Source organism: Azospirillum thiophilum, from assembly GCF_001305595.1.
Classification (GTDB): domain Bacteria; phylum Pseudomonadota; class Alphaproteobacteria; order Azospirillales; family Azospirillaceae; genus Azospirillum; species Azospirillum thiophilum.
This window is the reverse complement of record NZ_CP012401.1, coordinates 1134189-1153688: the sequence shown is the minus strand read 5'-3', so window position 1 is coordinate 1153688 and position 19500 is coordinate 1134189. Positions and strand designations below refer to the sequence as shown.

Genomic DNA, 19500 nt, shown 5'->3' with positions numbered 1-19500 from the left:
AGCCAATCTCCAGGCACAGACGACGCGTTGTCGCACACAACCAATGGCATATTCCGTCATGCAGGCAGGGCCCGCGGCCCGCAGCCGCAGGTCACCCGGCGGCGCGCAGGACCAACAGGACCAGCCCGGCCGATGCGGCGAGAACGGCCAGCGCCAGCGCCAGCGGGGCGCGGCGCGGTTCTACCCAATGGTTTCCAGCGGCGACCCGGCGGGGCAGTGTCTTCCGGCCGGTGACCATCGGGCGGATCAGGTTGTCCTTCTTGACCAGCAGATAGAAGACCACCGCCAGCACATGCAGCCCGACCAGCACGAAGATGCCGTTGGCCAACAACCGGTGCAGCGAGCTCAGCGCCGCGACCGTGGCGCCGGAGGCCAACGGAACCAACGGGCCGTCGTTCACAACATCGTCGCTGGCGAACAGGCCGCTGGTCGCCTGGACCAGCAGCACCAGCAGCAGCACCACCACCATCAGGCCACCCAGCGGGTTATGGCCCAGGGAAAAGGCGGCCTCCCCGCCGACACGCGCCTTTCTCAGATAATCCAGGACAGCGCGCGGCCCCTTCACGAACTGGACAAAGCGCGCGGTCTGGCTGCCCACCACGCCCCAGACAAGACGGAAAAGCACGAGGACCAGGACTGTTTCCCCGGCCAACATATGCAGGGAAAGCACACCCAGCTCGGCCGACAGAATCGCGACCGCCACCGTGACGACCAATGTCCAATGAAACAGGCGGGTCGGCAGGTCCCAGACCCGGACCTCGCGCCCATGTTTCTCCCGAGTCGCGGTATGACCACTTGCCATCGCTCGATCCTCGCAGTGTTTTGCCGTGTTTTGGATGTCCGTCATCTGCGGCAATGAGACGGATTCTTTGCGCTGGTCCTGAAGATGCCTTACTCCCGTGGTGGCAAAGGTCGAATGCCGAGTCAACAGGCTTGATGCGCTGCCCGGCCGCCGGATATGAGAATGCGAAGCATCGGCCGGACAACCGGCGCAACGACAGCCTGACCTCCCCCTTCCCCCGGCGACAAGGACCTTGCCATGCCCGACAAACAGCTCCTCCACCTCGTGTTCGGCGGCGAACTCGTGCGTCCGGACTCGGACCAGTTCGTCGACCCGTCGAAGCTGCACATCGTCGGCATCTTCCCGAGCTATGAGGACGCCTACAAGGCATGGCGCGGTGCCACCGGCCAGACCATCGACGACGCCCACATCCGTTACTACATCGTGCACCTGCACCGCTTCCTCGATCCGGCAGCGGGCGACCACAAGCACTGATCCCGACTGCCGGCACGGCTGTGGGGCAATCCCTCCGCAGCCGTGCCGGCGGACTCGCCCGGAAAAGGCAAGGGCTTCCCGTCAAAGTCCGTCCGACCGGAAAATCCCGAATGGATCAGGGGTGTCGGCGCCGTGGAAAAATGCGCCGCCGATGTCATTCCGACTCGTGAAGGACGAGGTGCCGCAACCGTCCGGAGATGGCGGAAAGGACGGAGGTCCACGCTTCCTCCCCAACTCGTCCGGCAGCATCCTGGCGGAACAGCGTGGCAGTCGGATACCAGTCGCTCCCGGTGCCGTCATTGCCCCAGCGCCAGTCGCAGGCATGTGAGAGGCACATCCAGGTTTCCACGCCCAGCGCACCGGCAAGATGGGCAAGCCCGCAGTCGGGCGCGATGATCAGTCGCATGGCCTTCATGATGGCGGCCGTATTCTGCAAGTCATGCACCCCCAGATCAGTGAAATTATCGGGGAGCATCTGTTCATGGATCTGGCTTTTGTCCTTGTCGCTTTGCAGGCAAAAGAAGCGGATCCCGGATATGTCCATCAAACCGCGCAGTGCGGAAAACGGCAGAGAACGTGGGCTTCCGGCTCCACGGTCAGCCCACATCAGACCAACCGGAATGCCGCCGTGAGCGGCAACGACCTCGCGCCAAGGCCGGGTGCGGTTGGCCGGCGGGCGAAGGCAGGGGACCGGCATCGCGACCTCCTCCGGCCCCAGCCCCATCGCGAAGGGCAGGCAGACCAGTTCGCAATATCCTTGGACAGTACCTCGAACCCCGCCTGCACTCCGCCTGTCGATCAGGGTGACGCCATCCCACATCAACGGATGCGCCGGTTGGAACGCCCGTTGCCAGACAGTCCGATCCCAGGCCTCCCTATAGGCCCGGCGGGCGAGCAGCAGGTAGGAGCGGTGAAGACCGATCAAATGGCTTTCCGGAAGAAGACGGGCAGCCTCGGTGGAGCAGGTCAACGCAGCATCGTGATTCCCGGCCGCATGGCATGTGAAGGAGAGATTATGGAGCATGTTCGCGATGTCTTCCCTGAATCGGGAAGATGGATGATCCCCATCAGGCGCAAATGCCGAAGCCAACCTCAGCAACCCGTCGGCATCCTGCGCTTCATAGCGCCTGTGGGCCTGGGCCATCAGGTCGAAAACGCTGTGATCGGAAGACTGCATGGTCATACGGTCCGGAAACGGAGTGAGTCCATATAAGGCCGTCGCATGGTCCGCAAAGCGGGCACTGGCATGGTCCGCAAAGCGGACGGCAAATGGTCCGCATGCATGAGACCGGATCCGGTCCCACATATGAAATGCCCGTTATCCGCCGGTCGCGCACTGGGAAAAAGAACCGGACAAAGCTGTCATGCGGCCCGATTCATGCCGTTCCAAAATTCACGCGATCTCCCGCAACCGCTCCATCAACAGGCTGCAGGCGGCGTCCGCCGGCACCGGGCGGCCGGTCAGCCAGCCCTGGACCTGGGTGCAATTGTGATGGCGCAGGAAATTGGCCTGCTCGGTCTTCTCCACCCCTTCGGCCACCACATGCAGGCCCAGCATGTCGGCCATCGCGATGATGGTGGAAACGATGCCGGCATCCTCCCGCTCCTGCGGGACGCCGCTGATGAAGGAGCGGTCTATCTTCAGCGTGGTGATCGGCAACCGCTTCAGATAGCTCAGGGAGGAATGGCCGGTGCCGAAATCGTCCACCGCCACCCGGATGCCCATCGCCTTCAACGCTGCCAGCACGGCAAGCGCATGGTCGAGATCCTGCATCACGGCGCCTTCGGTGATCTCCAGCTCGACGAGGTCGGGGGGCAGGCCGTGGCGGTCGATGATCCGGCGGAAATCCTCGGCGCTGCGGTTGCGAAGATGCTTCGGCGAGATGTTGACCGCGACCGGAACCGGTTCCATCCCGGCATCCAGCCATTCGCGCATCTGCCGGCAGGCCTCGTCCAGCACCCAGTCGCCGAGCGGCACGATGAAGCCAGTCTCCTCCGCCACCGGGATGAACTCACCGGGCGGGATCATGCCATGCCCCGGCTTTTCCCAGCGCAGCAGCGCCTCGAACCCCTCCAGCGAGAAATCGATCAGCGACACCTTGGGCTGGTAATGCAGGCGGAACTGCTTCAATGCCAGCGCCGCACGCAGGTCGCCGTCCAGCGCCAGCTGGCGCCGGGCCTGCTCGGCCAGTTCGGGGCGGAAGAAGGCATGGCGGCGCCCGCCCATCCGCTTGGCGGCATAGAGCGCGGTCTCGGCGGCGCGCAGCAACGCCTGCGGATCCTCCGCCTCGCCCGCCACGTCGTCCGGATAGACGGCGATGCCGACCGCCGGGCGGACGTAATGCTCGCAGCCGGGCAGCGTGACCGGCGCGTCAAAGGAGTCAAGGATACGGCCGGCGATGGCCGCCGCCTCGTCGGCGTCGCGGATCTCCTCCAGGATGACGGCGAAGTCGTCGCTGCCTATGCGGCCGACCAGATCGGCGGCGCGAACGCTGGCGACCACCCGCCGCGCCACCTCCTGCAGCAGCGCATCGCCGGCCTGATGGCCCAGCGTGTCGGTGATCAGCTTGAAGCGCGACAGGTCCAGGCACAGCACGGCGAAATTGCGGTCATGGCGGCGGCTGCGCTCCACCGCCCGCTCCAGCACCGATTCGATCATCGCCCGGTTGGGCAGCCCGGTCAGCCGGTCGCGGGTCGCCAGTCGCATCAGCTCGCGCTCGTGCCGCAGCCGGTCGGTCACGTCGGCCAGCGCGCAGACGAAGCCGCGCCGCCCCTGCACCACCAGCGGCGACACGCTGAGCGAGGCGTCGATGCGCTCGCCGCCATCCCGACGCTCGATCCCCAGGGCCTCGGCACGCACCGGCGCCGCCATATCCTCCCGCAGGTCCATATCGGCCAGCAGTTCGTCCACCCGCCCGCAGTCTGGAGCGGCGAACAGGCTCGACAGCGTACGCCCGCGCAGGGCGGCGGCGGGAACGCCGAACAGCGCGACGGCGGCGGGGTTGTGCTCCTCGATCCGGCCGCTGGAATCGACCAGGAGAATCGCCTCGCTGACATTGTTCATGATGCCGGCCAGTCGCTCGTCCCGCTCGATCAGGGCGATGGCGGCCCGGCGGAAGAACTCCATGGCGCGGGCCATCGCGCCGAACTCGTCGCGGCGGTCGCAACCGGGGATGTCGATGTCGGTTCGGCCCTGGGTCAGGAGATGCATGCGGACCGACAGGGCTTCCAGCGGACCGACCACATGCTGGGACAGGAACAGCGATCCCGGCCAGCTCAGCACCAGAAGGGCGCCCAGGAACAACAGGAAGCCGGATGCCTCCACCAGGAAATCGCGGTCGAGGTCGCCGATGTCGCCAGCGGCGCCGATCGCCCAGCCCCAGGGCTCGAACCGGCCGTTCGCCGTCACGGCGCGATCGAGGGCCGGCCAGCCCGGAGGGAGGACGCCGTCCGTGAAGATCGTGACATGGAAGGGCTTGGCCGACAGCGCCCGAAGCGCCTGCCGCGCCCGCTCGCGCGCCTCGTCGGCGGAGATCGCCCCGGATGCCGCCGACCGGTCCAGATCGCCGAGCAGCCCCTCGGCAGACGAGACCAGGGCGGCCGCCACCTGTCCCCGTTCGGCGATCATGCCCTGGCGAAGCAGGAAGAGCGCGGGGATCGCCGCCATCAGGCAGCCGATCAGGCCGATCCAGGTCAGCCAGCGTATCTTGCGGCGCAGCGTCATCGGTGCCCGGCGTCGCTCTCTCGTCCGTTCGACAAACGGATTGTCAGTTGCATGAAGGGAAAGGTGGCGTCTTCATTTCAAACGCGCAATCGAATTTTTTCTTCGCACACGCAGCAGATAATTGTCCAACTGATACGAGGGGTGCGTGCTGCGACGGTTTGTCCCGTCCGGACCGGCGCACCGCCAGCTTGACAGGGTGGACCGCCGGTCCGGGGCGCGGTCAGGCGCCCCGGCGACGGATCAGCCCTGACCGGGATAGAGCCGCTGGAAGCCTTCGGTGACGCGGGCGATCACCGTCGGGTCGCGCTCCCGCCAATAGCGCGGGTCGCGCATCAGGGTGCGCAGCTCGGTCTCGCCATCGCCGCCCCCGGAGCGGGTTCCCGCCATCGCCAGGGCCGACGGTTCGCTGCCGGTCATCATCGAATAGAGCGCCATGACTCCCTCGAAGGTGGTCGACAGCCCCTCCACCGCCGCCGCGGGCAGGGTCTTTCCGGCCCAGGCCAGGAGTTGACGCGACACCTCGCGCCAGCGCTCCTCGCCGCCGAAGCGGGCGACCAGCCGCTCGACCTCGCGCTCCGCCTGGAACTCGGCGGCGAGATGCTGGATCAGCGGCACCATCCGCTCGGCGGCGAGGTCGTAGAGAAGCTGGGCCTGGTCCGGGGTATAGCCGGCGTCGAACAGGCGGCCGTTGATTTCCGGGTCGGGCTGGAACATGCCGTGGTCGCAGGCGATCCGGTAGCCGTCCGCCGAGTCCGGCGCTCCCAGCAGCCGGCGAAGCTGCGCCGGATCGAGCGCGGCCGGATCGAAAGGCGGCGGTTCGGAGGAGGCGAGGTCGGAAACCGGCTGGGGGGCCGGCGGCGCCTGCGTCGACAGGCGGCGTTCCAGTTCCAGATAGGATTTCAGCAACGCCTCGACACGCAGCGCGCCGGTCTTGGGATCGCGGAACTTCTCCGGGATCGCCGGCGGCTGGGCCGGATCGGACACGGGCGGCACGGCGGCGGGGGTGACAGGTGCGGTCAGCAGATTGTCGGCCATGATCGACTCCAGCAGAGAAGGAAAAAGGAAAAGGACATCGTCGGTCAGCCCGACCGTCCCCGCGCGACCAGGGCGAGGATGGCGGCCACCAGCTGGCGTTGGCCTTCGAGGTGACGCAGCGCCGCCTCCGGCGCATCGGGACCGAGCGCGCGGTCGAGCGTCATCGCCCGCAGCACCGTCAACACCCGCAACCCGTCGGCCCCGGCGAAGCAGCGGGCGAAGCTGGGGGCCGGATCGGTGGGAACCTCGGCGGGAACCTCGGCTATATCCGGACCGTCGGAGGGCAGCGCCTCCAGCCAGTCCCAGCCGGCGCGCTCAGCCATTGGGTACCTCCACGGGCAACTCCACGGGCGATGCCGCAGGAGCCGGTGCGGAAACGGGTGCGGGTGCGGCGGCCTCCGCCCGCATCAGCTTGGCGGGAACGCCGAAGGCCTCGCCCAGCCAACGGGCGGTCGCGGCGGCGTCCATCGCGGCCTCCGCCTGCGGCCCCAGCGCCTTGACGCTGTCGAGCCAGCGCAGGGTCGCCTGCACGTCGCGCTGCGCCTGGGCCTGGGCCAGCGGCGAACGGTGCTGCAACTCGACCAGCCGGCCATCGACGGTGATGTCCGGGATCTCGCCGCGGCGGCGCAGGATGGACACCGCGCGCAGCAGCAGCGGGGTCATCAGTTCCGCCTGCAGGCGGCCATAGGTGGCGCCCAGCAGCCGCGCCATTTCGACGGACCGTTCCAGCACCTCGGTCGCGGTCATGCGCGCCGACTCCACCGGCCCCAGCCGGTCGATCAGCAGCGCATGGCGGATGCGCCCACGCAGATCGTCCAGCACCAGCTGCGACACATCGAAACGGCCGGGATTGGCCAGCGGCGTCAGCCCGGCCGATCCCATCGCCTTTGGAATGATGGTGCCCGGCACCAGCCGGATGGTCGCCGGGTTCAGCACCCCGTCATCCTCCGCCTGCCAGATGCCGGTGACGGCGATGGAGGCGTTCTTCAACACCAGTTCCACCACCTTGTTGGCGGTCTTGATGTCGGGCAGCGTCTTCATCACCGGGGAGCGGCCGTAGGTCTCGCCCGGCGCCTTCAGCCAGCGGAAATTGAGGAAAGGCGACTGGGCGAAGCGCCCCTGGGCCAGCCAGGACGGCTCGGCCAGCCCGCTGTCCAGAACCACGGCCCAGCGATAGGCGGTGCCGTCGGGCAGCACCGCCTCGACCAGGGCAAAGCGGGTGTCGGGCTCGTCGGCGGCCCGCTTGCGCAGCTCATCGGGCAGGTCGGCACCGGGAAAGCGCTGGAGGATCTGGGCAATCGTCGCCTCGCTGCGGCGGAAGGTGGCGTCGAGCCGGCCGTCCGGCCCCTCCTCCAGCACCGCTTCGGCCAGCGGTACGGCGGTGAAGCGCAGGCTGGACGGGGCACCGGGGGCAGCTTCCTCCATCAGCAGGCTGGCGGTGCCGACGGTGACGAGGTCGAGGAAGGCCTGGTGGATCTCCACCGCGAAGTTGGAGCGGTCGAAATGGGCCTGGACGATGCCGGCCGTGCGGTCGAGCAGCGGAGCGACGCGGTCGCGCTCCGCCCCGGTCAGCGCCGGCCCGGGCTGGAAGCCGAACCAGCGCGACCAGGGGGGCGTCAGTTCCGACAGCAGGCTGGCGGCGAGCTGTTCCACCGCGTCGGGGGCGGTGCCGTCGAACAGCCGGTCGACGCGGCGCTCGCCGGGGGTGCCGTCGCCGCGGAAGGGCCGGCCATTGGGCAGCGCATGATCGTAGCACTCCTGCCAGTGGCGCTCCCACACGGCGCGGCGTTCGCGCGCGGCCCGGTAGCGCTCCAGCAAGGCTTCGGGCTCCGACAGCTCCTTCGCCTTCCGGGACGCCGTTTTGATGGCTGGGGATTGGGTCATCGGCGGTCTCCGGATCAGGGTCGAACGGTGGCATGCCGCGGGGAGGAGCGGTTCAGGTGGCGATGCAGCTGCCAGGGGGTCAGCACCCGGCGGGCACGCAGGCCGATCAGGCGCTTGACCGCCTCGACGCAGGTGAAGGGCCCCCAGGGGGCGGCACCCGATGGGCGGCGCAGCGCAGCGGCATCGACCGTCAGCCCCTGCGCGCGATACCAGCCCGGCAGGTCGAAATCGGCGGGCAGGTCGAGCACCGCCACGTCGGTGAAGCCAGCCAGCGGATCGACCGCCACCCAGCGCCGCCCATCGTTCAGCAGGGCCAGGCAGTGGCGGAACCCCGGCTTCAACACGCGCAGCCACCACAGCGGCGCCTCCCCCCGGTAGACCACCCAGGCGGTCGCCGGCGCGCCTGCATTGGGTGTGCTCATCGTGCGATGCCCTTCTCGCGCAGGGCGGGACCGATGAGATCGAAGGCCTCGGACCACAGGGCGTGGGCGCGTTGTTCACGGAAGCGATCCGGTTCCGGCGCGCCCTGGCGGCGACCGTAATGGACCAGGACATGCAAGTGGTCGCGCAGCAGCTTTCGCGTCCGGTACAACCGGTCGACCACCCGCAGCACGTCCTGAGGTTCGCAGGGCCGCTCGATCAGCCCCCGTCCGGCGGCGACCCGTGCACCAGCCGCCTTGGCGTCCTGCGCCTGCACCGCCCAGAACCACGCCTCCTCCGCCCCGGCGAAGGGCTGGCCCTCGGCCATGAAGGGCTCGGCCCGGAGCGGAACGGCTCGGGTCGGCTGCCGGACAGGCGGAGAGGCAGACAAAGGGGTGGCGGCCGGACTCAGCATGCTGGTCTCCTTGCGGCTTCGGAATTTGAACGGGGGAAGTGCGGGAACCGCTGGAACCGGCCGGCGGTGGCGCCTTATGTTTGCGTTATGTTCCGGCTGCCACGCCCGGTCAATGGTTTTATGAAAAAGTTCCTAGGGACCGGATCGCATATCTATGAGACTATCGTCCCATGCTGAAACACACGGATATCTGGCGGGCCATCGACCGCCTCGCGGCGCAGCACGGGTTTTCCGCTTCCGGACTGGCGCGGCGCGCCGGACTGGATCCGACGACCTTCAACAAGAGCAAGCGCACGACCAGCGACGGCAAGCTGCGCTGGCCGTCGACTGAAAGCATCTCCAAGGTGCTGGACGCCACCGGCGCTTCGCTGTCGGAATTCGTCACTCTGGTCGGCGACGGCACCGGCACCAATCCGCTGCAGCGGGTTCCGGTGATCGGCTACGCACAGGCCGGGTCCGCCGGCTATTTCGACGATGCCGGTTTCCCCGCCGGCAGCGGCTGGGACGAGCTGCTTTTCCCCAGCCTGGGCGACCCCCATGCTTATGCGCTTGAGATTTCCGGCGACAGCATGGAACCGGTCTACCGCGACGGCGACACCATCATCGTCTCCCCTGCCGCACAAATCCGCCGCAACGACCGCGTCGTCGTCCGCACCAGGGGCGGCGAGGTGATGGCCAAGCAGTTGATCCGCGAAACCGCGACGAAGATCGAACTGCTGTCGATCAACCACGCCCATCCCGACCGCAGCATCCCGCTGTCGGACGTCGCCTGGATGGCAAGGATCATCTGGGCCAGCCAGTAAGGCAGACCACGGTCCGGCCGCCCCTCTCCCAGTCTTTTGCAAGATGGTATCCTGGGGGGGAAATACCTTTTCCCGCGGCCACCTATCCTAGGAAAATTAGCCTTTACAGCCAGATCCGGCAAGCGCTATCGTCCACTCCATGGACCGCGCCTCCCGCCTCGACGCCCTGCTCCGTACCCATGACGGCCGACCGCCGCAGAGCGACCTGCGGGTGGTCCTCCTCGGCGGAGAAACCCGCGCCAACGCCCTGCGCCGCGCTGCCGCCCTCCATCTGCATGAGTCGCTGGCGGCCGAGGCACGCCTCGCGGTCGCGGGCCGACGCCGGACGCAAAGCGCCGCAACCGCGCGGGCCGACGCGTGGCTGGCCCGGCTGGCCGCCACGCTGGCCCATCACCGCCGGGCGGCGGTCGCGCTCCGCGATCAGCGGAAGGCATATTCCCAGTAGAGCGCCCGCGCCCGCTCGAAACACGGCCCGGCGGCGAAGCTCCGGTCTTCCACCTTCGTCACCGGAACGCATTTGGCATGGTTGCCGGTGGAGAAGACCTCGTCGGCCTCCAGCACGTCATGCGGGGTGAGGGTGCATTCCTCCACGGTGAAGCCGTCAGCACGCAGCAGGGCGATGATGCGCTGGCGGGTGATGCCGTTCAGGAAGCAGCCGTTGGGCACCGGCGTGCGGACCACACCGTTTTTGGCGATGAAGATGTTGGAGGTCGCGAATTCCGCCACGTTCCCGATGGCGTCCAGCATGATGGCGTTCTGGAAGCCGCGCTTGCGCGCCTCGACCAGCGCCAGCCCGGCATTGGGGTACAGGCAGGCGGCCTTGGCCTCGGTCGGGGCCATGCTCGGGATCGGCCGGCGGCGGGTGGAGATGCAGGCGGCGAAGCCGGTCGGCTTCGGCAGCGGATCCTCGTAGATCGACAGGACAAAGCGCGTGCTCTCCGGGGCCGGCGAAACGAAACCGTCCTCGGCGTAGAACATCGGACGGACGTAGAGCTCCGCCTCCTTGGGGAAACGCCGGATGCCGTCCCAGCACAGCTCCTCGATCTCACCCGCGGTCACCATCGGTTCCAGCCCCATGACCTGGGCCGAGCGGATGGCGCGGGCGCAGTGGAGATCGAGGTCGGGAGCGACACCCTGGAAGGCGCGCGCACCGTCGAAGACCGTCGAAGAGAGCCACAGCGTGTGGGACAGCGGTCCGACGATCGGGGGGTTGCCCTCCACCCATTCGCCCTGGATCCAGCTCCACGCCTGCCCTGCCATGCCGCCCATGATTGCGTCCTTCCCTCGGATGATCTGTGCCTATGGTTTGGGCGCCGCCGGTTCGCGCCGCCCATTCGTGGTTCGTCGTCGATGGTGATCTCCGAAGAGCATACCCCCTCGTCGTCATCGGTCAACCGGTCCGCATGAGGGAGCGGATTGCGGAATCCGCTGTTGAAACGGGGAACTGCCTGACCGAAGCGACCAACCGACAGGAAACGAGCCATGCAAACCGCAGAGACCGGCGCCGGGACCGGCGTCCCTGGCATCCTTGCCGCCGCGCCCCGCCCTCAACCGCGTCCGAACGAGGATGTTCCGGTCGTCGATGTGCCGATCACCGACAACCCGGACCTGCCCGACCCGGGCGGCCCCGGCAGCACCGATGTACCGGTTCCCGGCAGCGATCTGCCGCCCTCGCGGCCGACCGACCCGGATTTCATCTGATCGATACCCGTTCTGCGCCCCGCAGAGCACCATCCGACCCACGGAAGGGTTACGGTGGGAAGCCCAAAACGACGAAAGGCGGCCAGAAGGCCGCCCACTCGTAAGTACCTGATCTTTTTTAGGAAGGATGGCGCGCCCGAAGAGATTCGAACTCCTGACCCTCAGATTCGTAGTCTGATGCTCTATCCAGCTGAGCTACGGGCGCCTTGTATATCCTAACACTTAACCTACCGTCTGCCGCGGCGTCGGAGTGTTCCCCCGGCGTCGAGGCGCGCAACCTACTCAAATCCTTCATCCTGCGCAAGCGCTTTTCGCGAAGAAAAGACACATGTCGAAAAGATGGATTCCGGTGGCCCCCAGACGACAAAAGCCACCCGAAGGTGGCCTTGCTTGTCATGCTGCGGAGGATGGCGCGCCCGAAGAGATTCGAACTCCTGACCCTCAGATTCGTAGTCTGATGCTCTATCCAGCTGAGCTACGGGCGCCTTGTATATCCTGACATCCACCGTCTGTCCCCGGCGTCGGCGGCAGGCCGTCGGCGTCGAGGCGCGCAACATACTCAAACACCCCCTGCCCCGCAAGCGCTTTTTTCGACGATTTTCGCCAAGCCTTCGGGGAGCGGCCCGATCACGCAAAGCACCCCGGATTGCCGGGCGGCGGCGGCTGGGTTATACAGTCCGCTTGCTGTTTCTGGAGAGTCAGTCCCGTGGCCGAAGCCCCCTTCAACAAGCATTTCCCGGTGTCCTGGGAAGAGCTCCACCGCAATGCCAAGGCGCTGGCCTGGCGCCTGATCGACCGCGGCCCGTGGAAGGGCATCATCGCGATCACGCGCGGCGGCATGGTTCCCGCGGCGATCATCGCGCGCGAGCTCGAGATCCGGATGATCGACACCGTCTGCGTCTCCAGCTACGACCATCAGAACCAGCGCGAGGCGATGGTGCTGAAGGGGGTCGAGGGCGCCAATGCCGGCGACGGCGAGGGCTGGCTGATCATCGACGACCTGGTCGATACCGGCAAGACCGCGGTGGTCGTGCGCAAGATGCTGCCCAAGGCGCATTTCGCAACCGTCTACGCCAAGCCGGCTGGCCGGCCGCTGGTCGACACCTTCATCACCGAAGTCAGCCAGGACACCTGGATCCATTTCCCCTGGGACATCGAACTGCAATTCTCGCAGCCGATCGCCAAGCAGCGGAACGGCTGACGCCAAACGGTTGATGCGGCACCTCAGCCGCGGTCTCCGCCGGTTTCGCGGTGGCCGCGGCATACGGGCCGGCCATATCGAAGAGCATCACAAAAAATTTACCGTTCCCGGACTACAACCGGGCTCACGGAACGTCCGCGCCCGCCTGCCTCACATCATCGCTTCACAACACCGCGTCCCAACTCGCGCATGACCGACGACCCATCTGGCGACACCCGCCCGGACGAGCCTCACCAGGACGAGTTGCGGCGGAAGATCGACGCGCTGGTCACCCGGCTGCCGGCCAGCCTCGTCTACAGCCTCCTCAGCGAGATCGAGGGCATGGACAGCGAGCCGGCCGACCGCGTCCAGCTCGTCCGCCAATATGTCATCGAGTATCTGAACCGCCAGCGCACCAACCGGGCCCGGCGCCTGTTCACCAACCTGTTCGAAGCCTTCCTGATCGACGACGACGTGCTGTACCATGCCGGCGTCGTCATCCCCGGCATGCTGCAGCGGGTCGATGTCGGCGCCTTGTGGGAGGCGATGAGCCGCGACGCCTTTCCGCTGCTGGCGGTCGAGGCGCAGGAGATGTTGGACGAGATGGCACGCGGCGACGTGATCGACCGCGTGCTGCGCTCCCCCGTCGCCATGGTGATGAAGGAGCGGATGCGCGTCGCAGCGGTCAGGCATCTGGACACCGTCCTGACCAACAAGAAGGCGGTGGACGAGTTGCTGGCCGGACTGTCGCGCAACCGGCCGCGCCGTACCCGGCTGATGTCGGGCTTCCTGGAAAAGACGCCGGCCATCGACATCGGCACGCTGCGGCTGATGCATCTGATCCTGGCCAATGCCGAAGGCGCGGTGAAGCCGGTCGCCGACCGGCTGGAGGATTTCCCGGCATCCTGCGCCGACGAGGCGGAGGCGAACCGGATGGCCGACCGCCTGCTGGACGCGACGGACCAACTGCGCGACCGCTGCGGCGACGATCTGGCGAACCTGCTGCCGTTGTCGGTGGTGACGACGAAGCGCAACTACGCCGTCGCCGCGCTCTACATCCGTCAGAGCGGTGTCGATCCCGGCCGCGGCGACGCCGTGACCGCGGCGCTGACCGGCCATTTCATCGGGGTCACCCGGGCGCTGACCGCGGCGCTGAGCGTCGTGCTCAAGCTGAACGACCGCGTTCCCGGCTCCGCCATCCGCCCCAGCGCCAAGGAGAAGGCGCGGCTGGAGGCCCTGGTACAGCGGCTGGACCAGCTGGTCCACGCCGCGACATCCTCCGGCCTGATGGAGGACCGGCGCAGCGAACCCGCCTTCCGCAACGCCTGGACCCAGGCGGCGAAGATCATCGGTTCGCGCGTCACCACCGTGGCGCTGGAACGCTCCGCCCAGGCCGCCGCCGCCCGGCGCCAGCCCGTCATCGACCATGCCGACATCGTCTGGCTGAACCGCTTGCTGTGGCGCTGGCAGGCGATGTCGCGCGAGTTCGGATTCGAGACCTACGACCTGGTGAAGTGGCGCGAGACCCTGCTGGAAGAGATGCGCGCCAACGTCGAGAAGGCGATGAAGTTCGAGGAGACCGACCCGCTCGACGAACGGATGGAGCATCTGCTGCGCGTCAATGCGCTGGCCGGCGTGTTCGGCCAGCGGGTCAGCGGCTGGATCCCGACCTTCAGCCAGAACATGACCCGCCTGCTGTCGCACCGGCTGGAACGCGGCGGCACGCTTGGCACCGACGAACAGGCCATCATCGACGACCTCGTCGCCACCGCCCGCACCGAGGTCGGCAAGTCGCGCTACTGGAAGAGCAACGAGCTGATGGACCTGATCGAGCTGTCGGAGCGGACGCGGCAGGTGGGCTGACCACCCCCTCTACAACAGTCCGGACGACCGGTGCCGCGGGTCGAGCCAGTCGCGCAAGCCATCCCCCAGCATCGTCAGCCCCATCACGCCGAGCGCGATCGCCACGCCGGGGAAGACCGCCTGCAGGGGGGCGGTGAACAGGTGGGTCTGCGCATCGCCCAGCATCTTGCCCCAGCTCGGGCTCGGCGGCTGGATGCCGAGCCCGAGATAGCTCAGCGCCGCCTCGTTGACGATGGCGACGGCGAACAGGACGGTGGCCTGCACCACGACGATGCCGGCGATGTTGGGCAGCACATGCACCAGCGTCACCGACAGCGGCCCGCGACCCAGCGCCAGCGCGGCGCCGACGAAGGGCCGCCGCCACACCGCCAGCGCCGCTCCGCGGGTGACACGCGCCAACACCGCGGCGTTGAACAGCGCCAAGGCCAGCACGACGTTGACCGCCCCGGCGCCGAGCACCGCGGTCAGCAGGATCGCCGACAGCACGGCGGGAAAGGCGAAGACCAGATCGCCAAGCCGCGCCACCACCTCGTCCCCCCAGCGCCCCAGCGCGGCGGCCAGCAGCCCGAGCGGCACCCCGCCGAGCAGCCCGAGCCCTACCGCAGCCGCTCCCACCGCCAGCGAATTGCGGGCTCCGACCATGATCATCGACAGCACGTCCCGCCCAAAATGGTCGGTTCCGAGCCAGTGCGCGGCGCTCGGCGGCTTCAGCCGGGCGAGCACGCGGATCTGTTCGGCCGGATAGGGGGTCCACAGCAGCGACAGCAGCGCCAGCGCCACCAGCAGCGCGGTCAGCACGGCGCCAAGGCGCAGGGAGAGGGGAAGCCGCGCCCTCACGACGCCCCTCCCTTCGGCCGCGGATCGGCAAGCGCGCAGGCGATGTCCACCAGGGCGTTCACCACCACCACGAACAGCGCCAGCAGCACGACCACCCCCTGCACGACGATCAGGTCGCGCTGGCCGATGGCCTGGTAGAGCAGGCGTCCCAGCCCCGGCAGGGTGAAGACATTCTCCACCACCACCGCACCGGCGACCAGGAAGGAGATCTGCAACCCCAGCACCGTCGCCACCGGGATCAGGGCGTTGGGCAGGGCGTGGCGCAGGAGCACGGCGACCCGGCCCACCCCCTTGGCGCGGGCGGTGCGGACATGGTCCTCGCCCAGCGTGTCGAGCACGGCGGTACGGGTGACGCGGGCGAGGATGGCGGCCTCCGGCACGGCCAGCGCCAGCGCGGGCAGGACCAGCGCATGCAGCGCCGGACCGATGCCGCCATCCCAGCCGGGAAAGCCTCCGGCCGGAAACCAGTGCAGCGTCAGGGAGAACAGCAGGATCAGCAGGATCGCGATCCAGAAGCTGGGCATCGACACGCCGAACTGCGCGAAGCCCAGCACCGCCCAGTCGCCGCCCCTGCCCCGCCGCGCCGCGGCCAGCAGGCCGAGCGGCAGGGCGGCCAGCGTGCTGAGCGCCAGCGCCAGCAGGGCCAGCGGCAGGGTGACCGCCAGCCGCTCCGCCACCAGCTCGGCGACCGGGCGTGCATAGGTCAGGCTAACGCCGAGGTCGCCGCGGGCCAGCCCGCCGACCCAGTGCAGGTAGCGGACCGGAACCGGCTGGTCGAGCCCCATCTGGGAACGCAGCGCCGCCAGCGTGTCCGGCTGCGCGTTGACGCCCAGCATCAGCAATGCCGGGTCGCCCGGCACCAGTTGCAGCACCGCGAAGACCGCGACGGTGGCGAGCCAGACGGTGACGATCAGGCTGAACAGCCGTCGCAGCAGGAAGGCGAGCACCGGGGCGATCCTTACTTGCCCGACATCATCATTGATCCAGCCTCACCGGCCCGCCCTCACTTCCAGGCGGCGGCGGTGACGTCGTTGGCCTGGACCGGGCGGTTCACCCAAAGGCCGGTCAGCGACGCCTTCTGCACCGTCACCGACGGCAGCATGAAGAGGAAGCCGTTGACCGCATCCTCCGCCAGGATCCTCTGCTCCTCGCCATACAGCGCATTGCGCTTCGCGGCATCCTGGGTGCGGTTCAGCTCGTCGTTCAGGGCGTTGAAGCGGTCGCTCCGGTAATTGAAGTAGTAGTCGGGGCGGGCATAGATGTCGATGTCCAGCGGTTCGGTGTGGGCGATCATCGACAGGTCGTAATCCTTGCCCTTGAACACCTTCTCCAGCCAGGAGGCCCATTCCATCGGCTCGATCTTCGCGCGGATGCCGACTTCGGCCAGCATGGCGGCGACCAGTTCGCCGCCTCGCCGGGCATAGGGCGGCGGCGGCAGGCGCAGCGTCGTGTCGAAACCGTCGGGATAGCCGGCCTCGACCAGCAGCGCCTTCGCCTTTGCCGGATCGTAGGGATAGAGCCCGGTCAGGTCGACATAGCCTTCGCGGTGCGGCGGGAAATGGCTGCCGATGGCGGCGCCGTTGCCGTACAGCACGCCCTCGATCAGTGTCTTGCGGTCGATGGCATGGGCCATGGCCCGGCGGACGCGGACATCGTCGAAGGGCTTGCGGGCGTTGTTGGTGGACAGCACCGTCTCGCCCTCGGTCGAGCCGACCATGACGGTGAATTTCGGGTCGCTGCGGAACTCGGCCAGCGCCTCGTAGGTGCTGAACAGGGTGAAGGCATCGACGTCGCCGGCCTTCAGGGCTGCGACCTGGGCGGCGGGATCGCTGATGAAGCGGAAGGACACCCGGTCCAGCTTCGGCTTCACGCCGTCATAGTCCGGGTTGCGGACCAGCACCACCCGGTCGCCGGCAACCCAACGCTCGAACTTGAAGGGGCCGGTGCCAACCGGCTTCTGCTTGTTGGTCGCCGCCGTCTCCGGGGCGACGATGGCGGCGTCGCCGCTGGCCATATGGAACAGGAAGAGGCCGTCGGGCCGCGACAGCGTGACCACCGCCGTCTTGGGGTCGGGGGTCTCCACGGAGGCGATCGGGGTGAAATAGGCCTTCTGGGCGTTGACCGACGACGCCGCGCGGGCCCGGTCCAGCGTGAACTTCACGTCGGCCGAATCGGCGGCGCTGCCGTCATGGAACTTCGCGCCGGGCCGCAGGCTGAAGCGGTAGGTCAGCCCGTCTTCCGACACGGACCAGCGTTCCGCCAGGCCGGGAACCAGCCTGCCGTCGGCATCGACCCGCAGCAAAGGCTCGAACAGGTTGGCGTAGGTGACTTCCTTGATGGCGCCGGCCGCCCCGGCAGTGGGGTCCAGATGCGGCGGCTCCAGCGCCATGCCGACCACGAGGTCGGTGCGCGGCTGGGCCGTGGCCGGACCGGCGGCCAATTCGGCGGCCAATGCCAATGCTGCGAAAGCCGCCAGGGTGAAGCCCTGCTTGGCGATGGACATGATGGCAAAACTCCCCCGTCTCGTCGTTGCCGACGGTCTCTTTGCCGCGATGATGCGGTGCGGCGCGGGAGAGCGCAAGCACGGCCCACTGGCATTCCGATGGGCCGCAGCGGATCAGGCGGCGCCCGGCACGCCCTTCGAGGTGGAATATTCGAAATGCAGCGCCTCGCCCGGATAGACCAGCGAGCGGATGGCGTGGGCGGCCTGGGCCGCCTCGGCGAAGCCGCAGAGGATCAGCTTCAGCTTACCCGGATATGTGGCGATGTCGCCGATGGCGAAGATCCCCGGCACGTTGGTGGCGCAGCCGGGCTGGGCCACGGCGATGTGGCTGCGCTCCAGATCGAGGCCCCAGTCGGCGATGGGTCCGAGATTCATCGACAGGCCGAAGAAGGCCAGCATCGCGTCGGCCGGCAGCGCCTTCTCCTCGCCGTCGAGCGTGGCGACGCGGACCGCGGTCAGCTGCCCGTTCTCGCCGTCCAGGCCGGACAGCTGGTAGGGCACCACCATGTCGATCCTGCCGTCACGGACCAGCGCGTCCATGCGGGCGACGCTTTCCGGCGCGGCACGGAACTTCGGACGGCGGTGGACGACATAGACCCGCTCGGCCACGTCGGCCAGCGACAGCGCCCAATCGACCGCGCTGTCGCCGCCGCCGGCGATCACCACTTTCTTGCCGGCGAAGTCCTGGCGGCGGCGCACCATGTAGAAGACCGACTTGCCCTCATACGCCTCCAGCCCGTCGAGCGGCGGACGGTTGGGGCCGAAGGCGCCGCTGCCGGCGGCGATGATCACCGCCTGGGCGTCGATCTTCGTGCCGATGCTGGTTTCCACCAGCCAGCGTCCATCATCCTGGCGGGTCAGCTTTTCCACCTGCTGGCCCAGATGATAGGTCGGCGCGAAGGGAGCCGCCTGTTCGGCCAGCCGGTCGATCAGGTCGGCAGCCTCGATGGAGGGATGGGCTGGGATGTCGTAGATCGGCTTTTCCGGGTAGAGCGCCGTGCATTGGCCGCCGACCATGTCCAGCGCGTCCACCACATGGCAGCGCATCTTCAGCATGCCGCATTCGAACACGGCGAACAGTCCGACAGGACCGGCGCCGACGATGACGACGTCGGTGGTGAGGACATCGGTGCTGGAAGCGGTCTGCGACATGAAAGCCTGTTCCTTGGGGACGGGTGGGCAGTTGAGACTCGAAGGCGGATGGATGGACCTTCCATTGTCCGCATTTCCCGGCCGGGTCAACCCCCAGCAAGGGGAAAGCGGCCCCGTGTCGCGCGTCCCGCATGTCTCGGCATGAGAGGGCGGCGGGCATTCGTAGGATTTTGGGCAAATTCGCTTAAATTTGTTGATTGCAGCCCGCCCCGGCAAGGCGGACAGTGACAGGGTTCCCCAGCCTGGGAGCCGGTCGGGTGGAGGTCCGGAATGAAGGAATTGCGGTGTCTGGTCTTCACCGACCAGGAAGTCATCCGGGCCGTGCTGGACCGCCGCCGCCGGGTGAAGGATCCCTTGCCGGTCGGCACCGTGTCCGGTGTCCTCTACCACAAGCCCGAAGGGCGCGAGCAGGAGGGCATCGAGACCCGTCTGACCGTCACCGGCGACGACGGCACCGTGACCGAACTGGCGCTGTCCGACACCGAGGTGACGGCCGCGCTGGTCGGCTATTGCATGGGCCGGCGCATTCCCCTGCCGGTGGCGTCCGACAAGATGCTGCACCTGATCAACGGCGCGTTGACGCTCATGATCACCATGAACTTCAACAAGGCGCCCCGGCTGGTAATGGCCGCGGGGTCGGCTGAGGGACCGGCCGGACCCGCAGCCGACCGGCTGTCGCCCAAACGGCGGATCGGCCGGTAACCCAT

General features: G+C 67.9%; 20 protein-coding genes and 2 tRNA genes. 7 read left to right on the top strand and 15 right to left on the bottom strand.

Going from position 1 to position 19500, the window contains the following annotated elements:
- Positions 1-91: 91 nt before the first annotated feature.
- Positions 92-802 carry a cytochrome b/b6 domain-containing protein gene (locus AL072_RS05295; protein WP_045581217.1) on the bottom strand — a complete coding sequence of 237 codons (711 nt, stop codon included), beginning with the start codon at positions 800-802 and terminating at the stop codon, positions 92-94.
- Positions 803-1039: 237 nt separating this feature from the next.
- On the opposite strand from AL072_RS05295, the gene AL072_RS05290 reads away from it, so the two are divergent.
- Positions 1040-1276, top strand: coding sequence for a DUF4170 domain-containing protein (locus tag AL072_RS05290; protein WP_045581218.1), 237 nt, complete (start codon positions 1040-1042; stop codon positions 1274-1276).
- A 154-nt stretch (positions 1277-1430) separates the two neighbouring features.
- On the opposite strand, the gene AL072_RS05285 is transcribed toward AL072_RS05290, so the two are convergent.
- The 7 genes from AL072_RS05285 to AL072_RS05255 all read right to left on the bottom strand — a co-directional run bounded on the left by AL072_RS05285 (position 1431) and on the right by AL072_RS05255 (position 8667).
- On the bottom strand, positions 1431-2453 hold the full coding sequence (locus tag AL072_RS05285) for a glycosyltransferase family 9 protein (protein ID WP_158511042.1): 1023 nt from the start codon (positions 2451-2453) through the stop codon (positions 1431-1433).
- 216 nt (positions 2454-2669) lie between these two features.
- Complete coding sequence (locus AL072_RS05280) at positions 2670-5000, bottom strand: putative bifunctional diguanylate cyclase/phosphodiesterase (RefSeq protein ID WP_045581219.1); 2331 nt, start codon at positions 4998-5000, stop codon at positions 2670-2672.
- A gap of 240 nt (positions 5001-5240) precedes the next feature.
- The gene (locus tag AL072_RS05275) at positions 5241-6035 is read right to left on the bottom strand and encodes a capsid assembly protein (RefSeq protein WP_045581220.1); all 795 of its coding nucleotides are present in this window, start codon (positions 6033-6035) and stop codon (positions 5241-5243) included.
- A 44-nt stretch (positions 6036-6079) separates the two neighbouring features.
- Positions 6080-6358: a Bbp19 family protein gene (locus AL072_RS05270; RefSeq protein WP_052709935.1), complete on the bottom strand. Its 279-nt coding sequence runs from the start codon at positions 6356-6358 to the stop codon at positions 6080-6082.
- Positions 6351-7919, bottom strand: a complete 1569-nt coding sequence (locus tag AL072_RS05265) for a portal protein (RefSeq protein WP_045581221.1) — start codon at positions 7917-7919, stop codon at positions 6351-6353. The genes AL072_RS05270 and AL072_RS05265 overlap by 8 nt, the downstream gene beginning before the upstream one ends.
- 14 nt (positions 7920-7933) lie before the next feature.
- Positions 7934-8341, bottom strand: coding sequence for a hypothetical protein (locus AL072_RS05260; protein ID WP_045581222.1), 408 nt, complete (start codon positions 8339-8341; stop codon positions 7934-7936).
- Positions 8338-8667 carry a hypothetical protein gene (locus AL072_RS05255; RefSeq protein WP_245636770.1) on the bottom strand — a complete coding sequence of 110 codons (330 nt, stop codon included), beginning with the start codon at positions 8665-8667 and terminating at the stop codon, positions 8338-8340. Before AL072_RS05255 ends, AL072_RS05260 begins: the two co-directional genes overlap by 4 nt.
- Before the next feature lie 257 nt (positions 8668-8924).
- Between AL072_RS05255 and AL072_RS05250 the strand changes: the two genes are divergently transcribed.
- Positions 8925-9557 (top strand): S24 family peptidase, encoded by a 633-nt coding sequence (locus tag AL072_RS05250; protein WP_045581224.1) that lies wholly within the window; start codon positions 8925-8927, stop codon positions 9555-9557.
- Positions 9558-9696: 139 nt separating this feature from the next.
- Entirely contained in the window at positions 9697-10002 is a 306-nt protein-coding gene (locus tag AL072_RS05245) for a hypothetical protein (protein ID WP_045581225.1), read from the top strand.
- On the opposite strand, the gene AL072_RS05240 is transcribed toward AL072_RS05245, so the two are convergent.
- The gene (locus AL072_RS05240; protein ID WP_045581226.1) at positions 9978-10826 is read right to left on the bottom strand and encodes a branched-chain amino acid aminotransferase; all 849 of its coding nucleotides are present in this window, start codon (positions 10824-10826) and stop codon (positions 9978-9980) included. The genes AL072_RS05245 and AL072_RS05240 overlap by 25 nt on opposite strands.
- 213 nt (positions 10827-11039) lie before the next feature.
- Between AL072_RS05240 and AL072_RS05235 the strand changes: the two genes are divergently transcribed.
- Complete coding sequence (locus AL072_RS05235; RefSeq protein ID WP_045581227.1) at positions 11040-11258, top strand: hypothetical protein; 219 nt, start codon at positions 11040-11042, stop codon at positions 11256-11258.
- A 128-nt stretch (positions 11259-11386) separates the two neighbouring features.
- Here the strand turns inward: AL072_RS05235 and AL072_RS05230 are convergent.
- A tRNA-Arg gene (locus tag AL072_RS05230) sits at positions 11387-11463 on the bottom strand.
- A 203-nt stretch (positions 11464-11666) separates the two neighbouring features.
- A tRNA-Arg gene (locus tag AL072_RS05225) sits at positions 11667-11743 on the bottom strand.
- Positions 11744-11964: 221 nt separating this feature from the next.
- On the opposite strand from AL072_RS05225, the gene gpt reads away from it, so the two are divergent.
- Positions 11965-12459: a xanthine phosphoribosyltransferase gene (gene gpt, locus AL072_RS05220; protein ID WP_045581228.1), complete on the top strand. Its 495-nt coding sequence runs from the start codon at positions 11965-11967 to the stop codon at positions 12457-12459.
- Between the two features lie 189 nt (positions 12460-12648).
- Complete coding sequence (locus tag AL072_RS05215; RefSeq protein ID WP_045581229.1) at positions 12649-14301, top strand: hypothetical protein; 1653 nt, start codon at positions 12649-12651, stop codon at positions 14299-14301.
- Positions 14302-14310: 9 nt separating this feature from the next.
- On the opposite strand, the gene AL072_RS05210 is transcribed toward AL072_RS05215, so the two are convergent.
- The 4 genes from AL072_RS05210 to AL072_RS05195 form a co-directional block, all read right to left on the bottom strand.
- Positions 14311-15138, bottom strand: coding sequence for an ABC transporter permease (locus AL072_RS05210; protein WP_052709936.1), 828 nt, complete (start codon positions 15136-15138; stop codon positions 14311-14313).
- Entirely contained in the window at positions 15135-16085 is a 951-nt protein-coding gene (locus tag AL072_RS05205) for an ABC transporter permease (protein WP_045581231.1), read from the bottom strand. Before AL072_RS05205 ends, AL072_RS05210 begins: the two co-directional genes overlap by 4 nt.
- Positions 16086-16141: 56 nt before the next feature.
- Positions 16142-17641 (bottom strand): ABC transporter substrate-binding protein, encoded by a 1500-nt coding sequence (locus AL072_RS05200; RefSeq protein ID WP_045581232.1) that lies wholly within the window; start codon positions 17639-17641, stop codon positions 16142-16144.
- 114 nt (positions 17642-17755) lie between these two features.
- On the bottom strand, positions 17756-18793 hold the full coding sequence (locus AL072_RS05195; RefSeq protein ID WP_045581233.1) for an NAD(P)/FAD-dependent oxidoreductase: 1038 nt from the start codon (positions 18791-18793) through the stop codon (positions 17756-17758).
- A gap of 270 nt (positions 18794-19063) precedes the next feature.
- Between AL072_RS05195 and AL072_RS05190 the strand changes: the two genes are divergently transcribed.
- Positions 19064-19495, top strand: a complete 432-nt coding sequence (locus tag AL072_RS05190) for a hypothetical protein (RefSeq protein ID WP_045581234.1) — start codon at positions 19064-19066, stop codon at positions 19493-19495.
- The last annotated feature ends 5 nt before the right edge of the window (positions 19496-19500 follow it).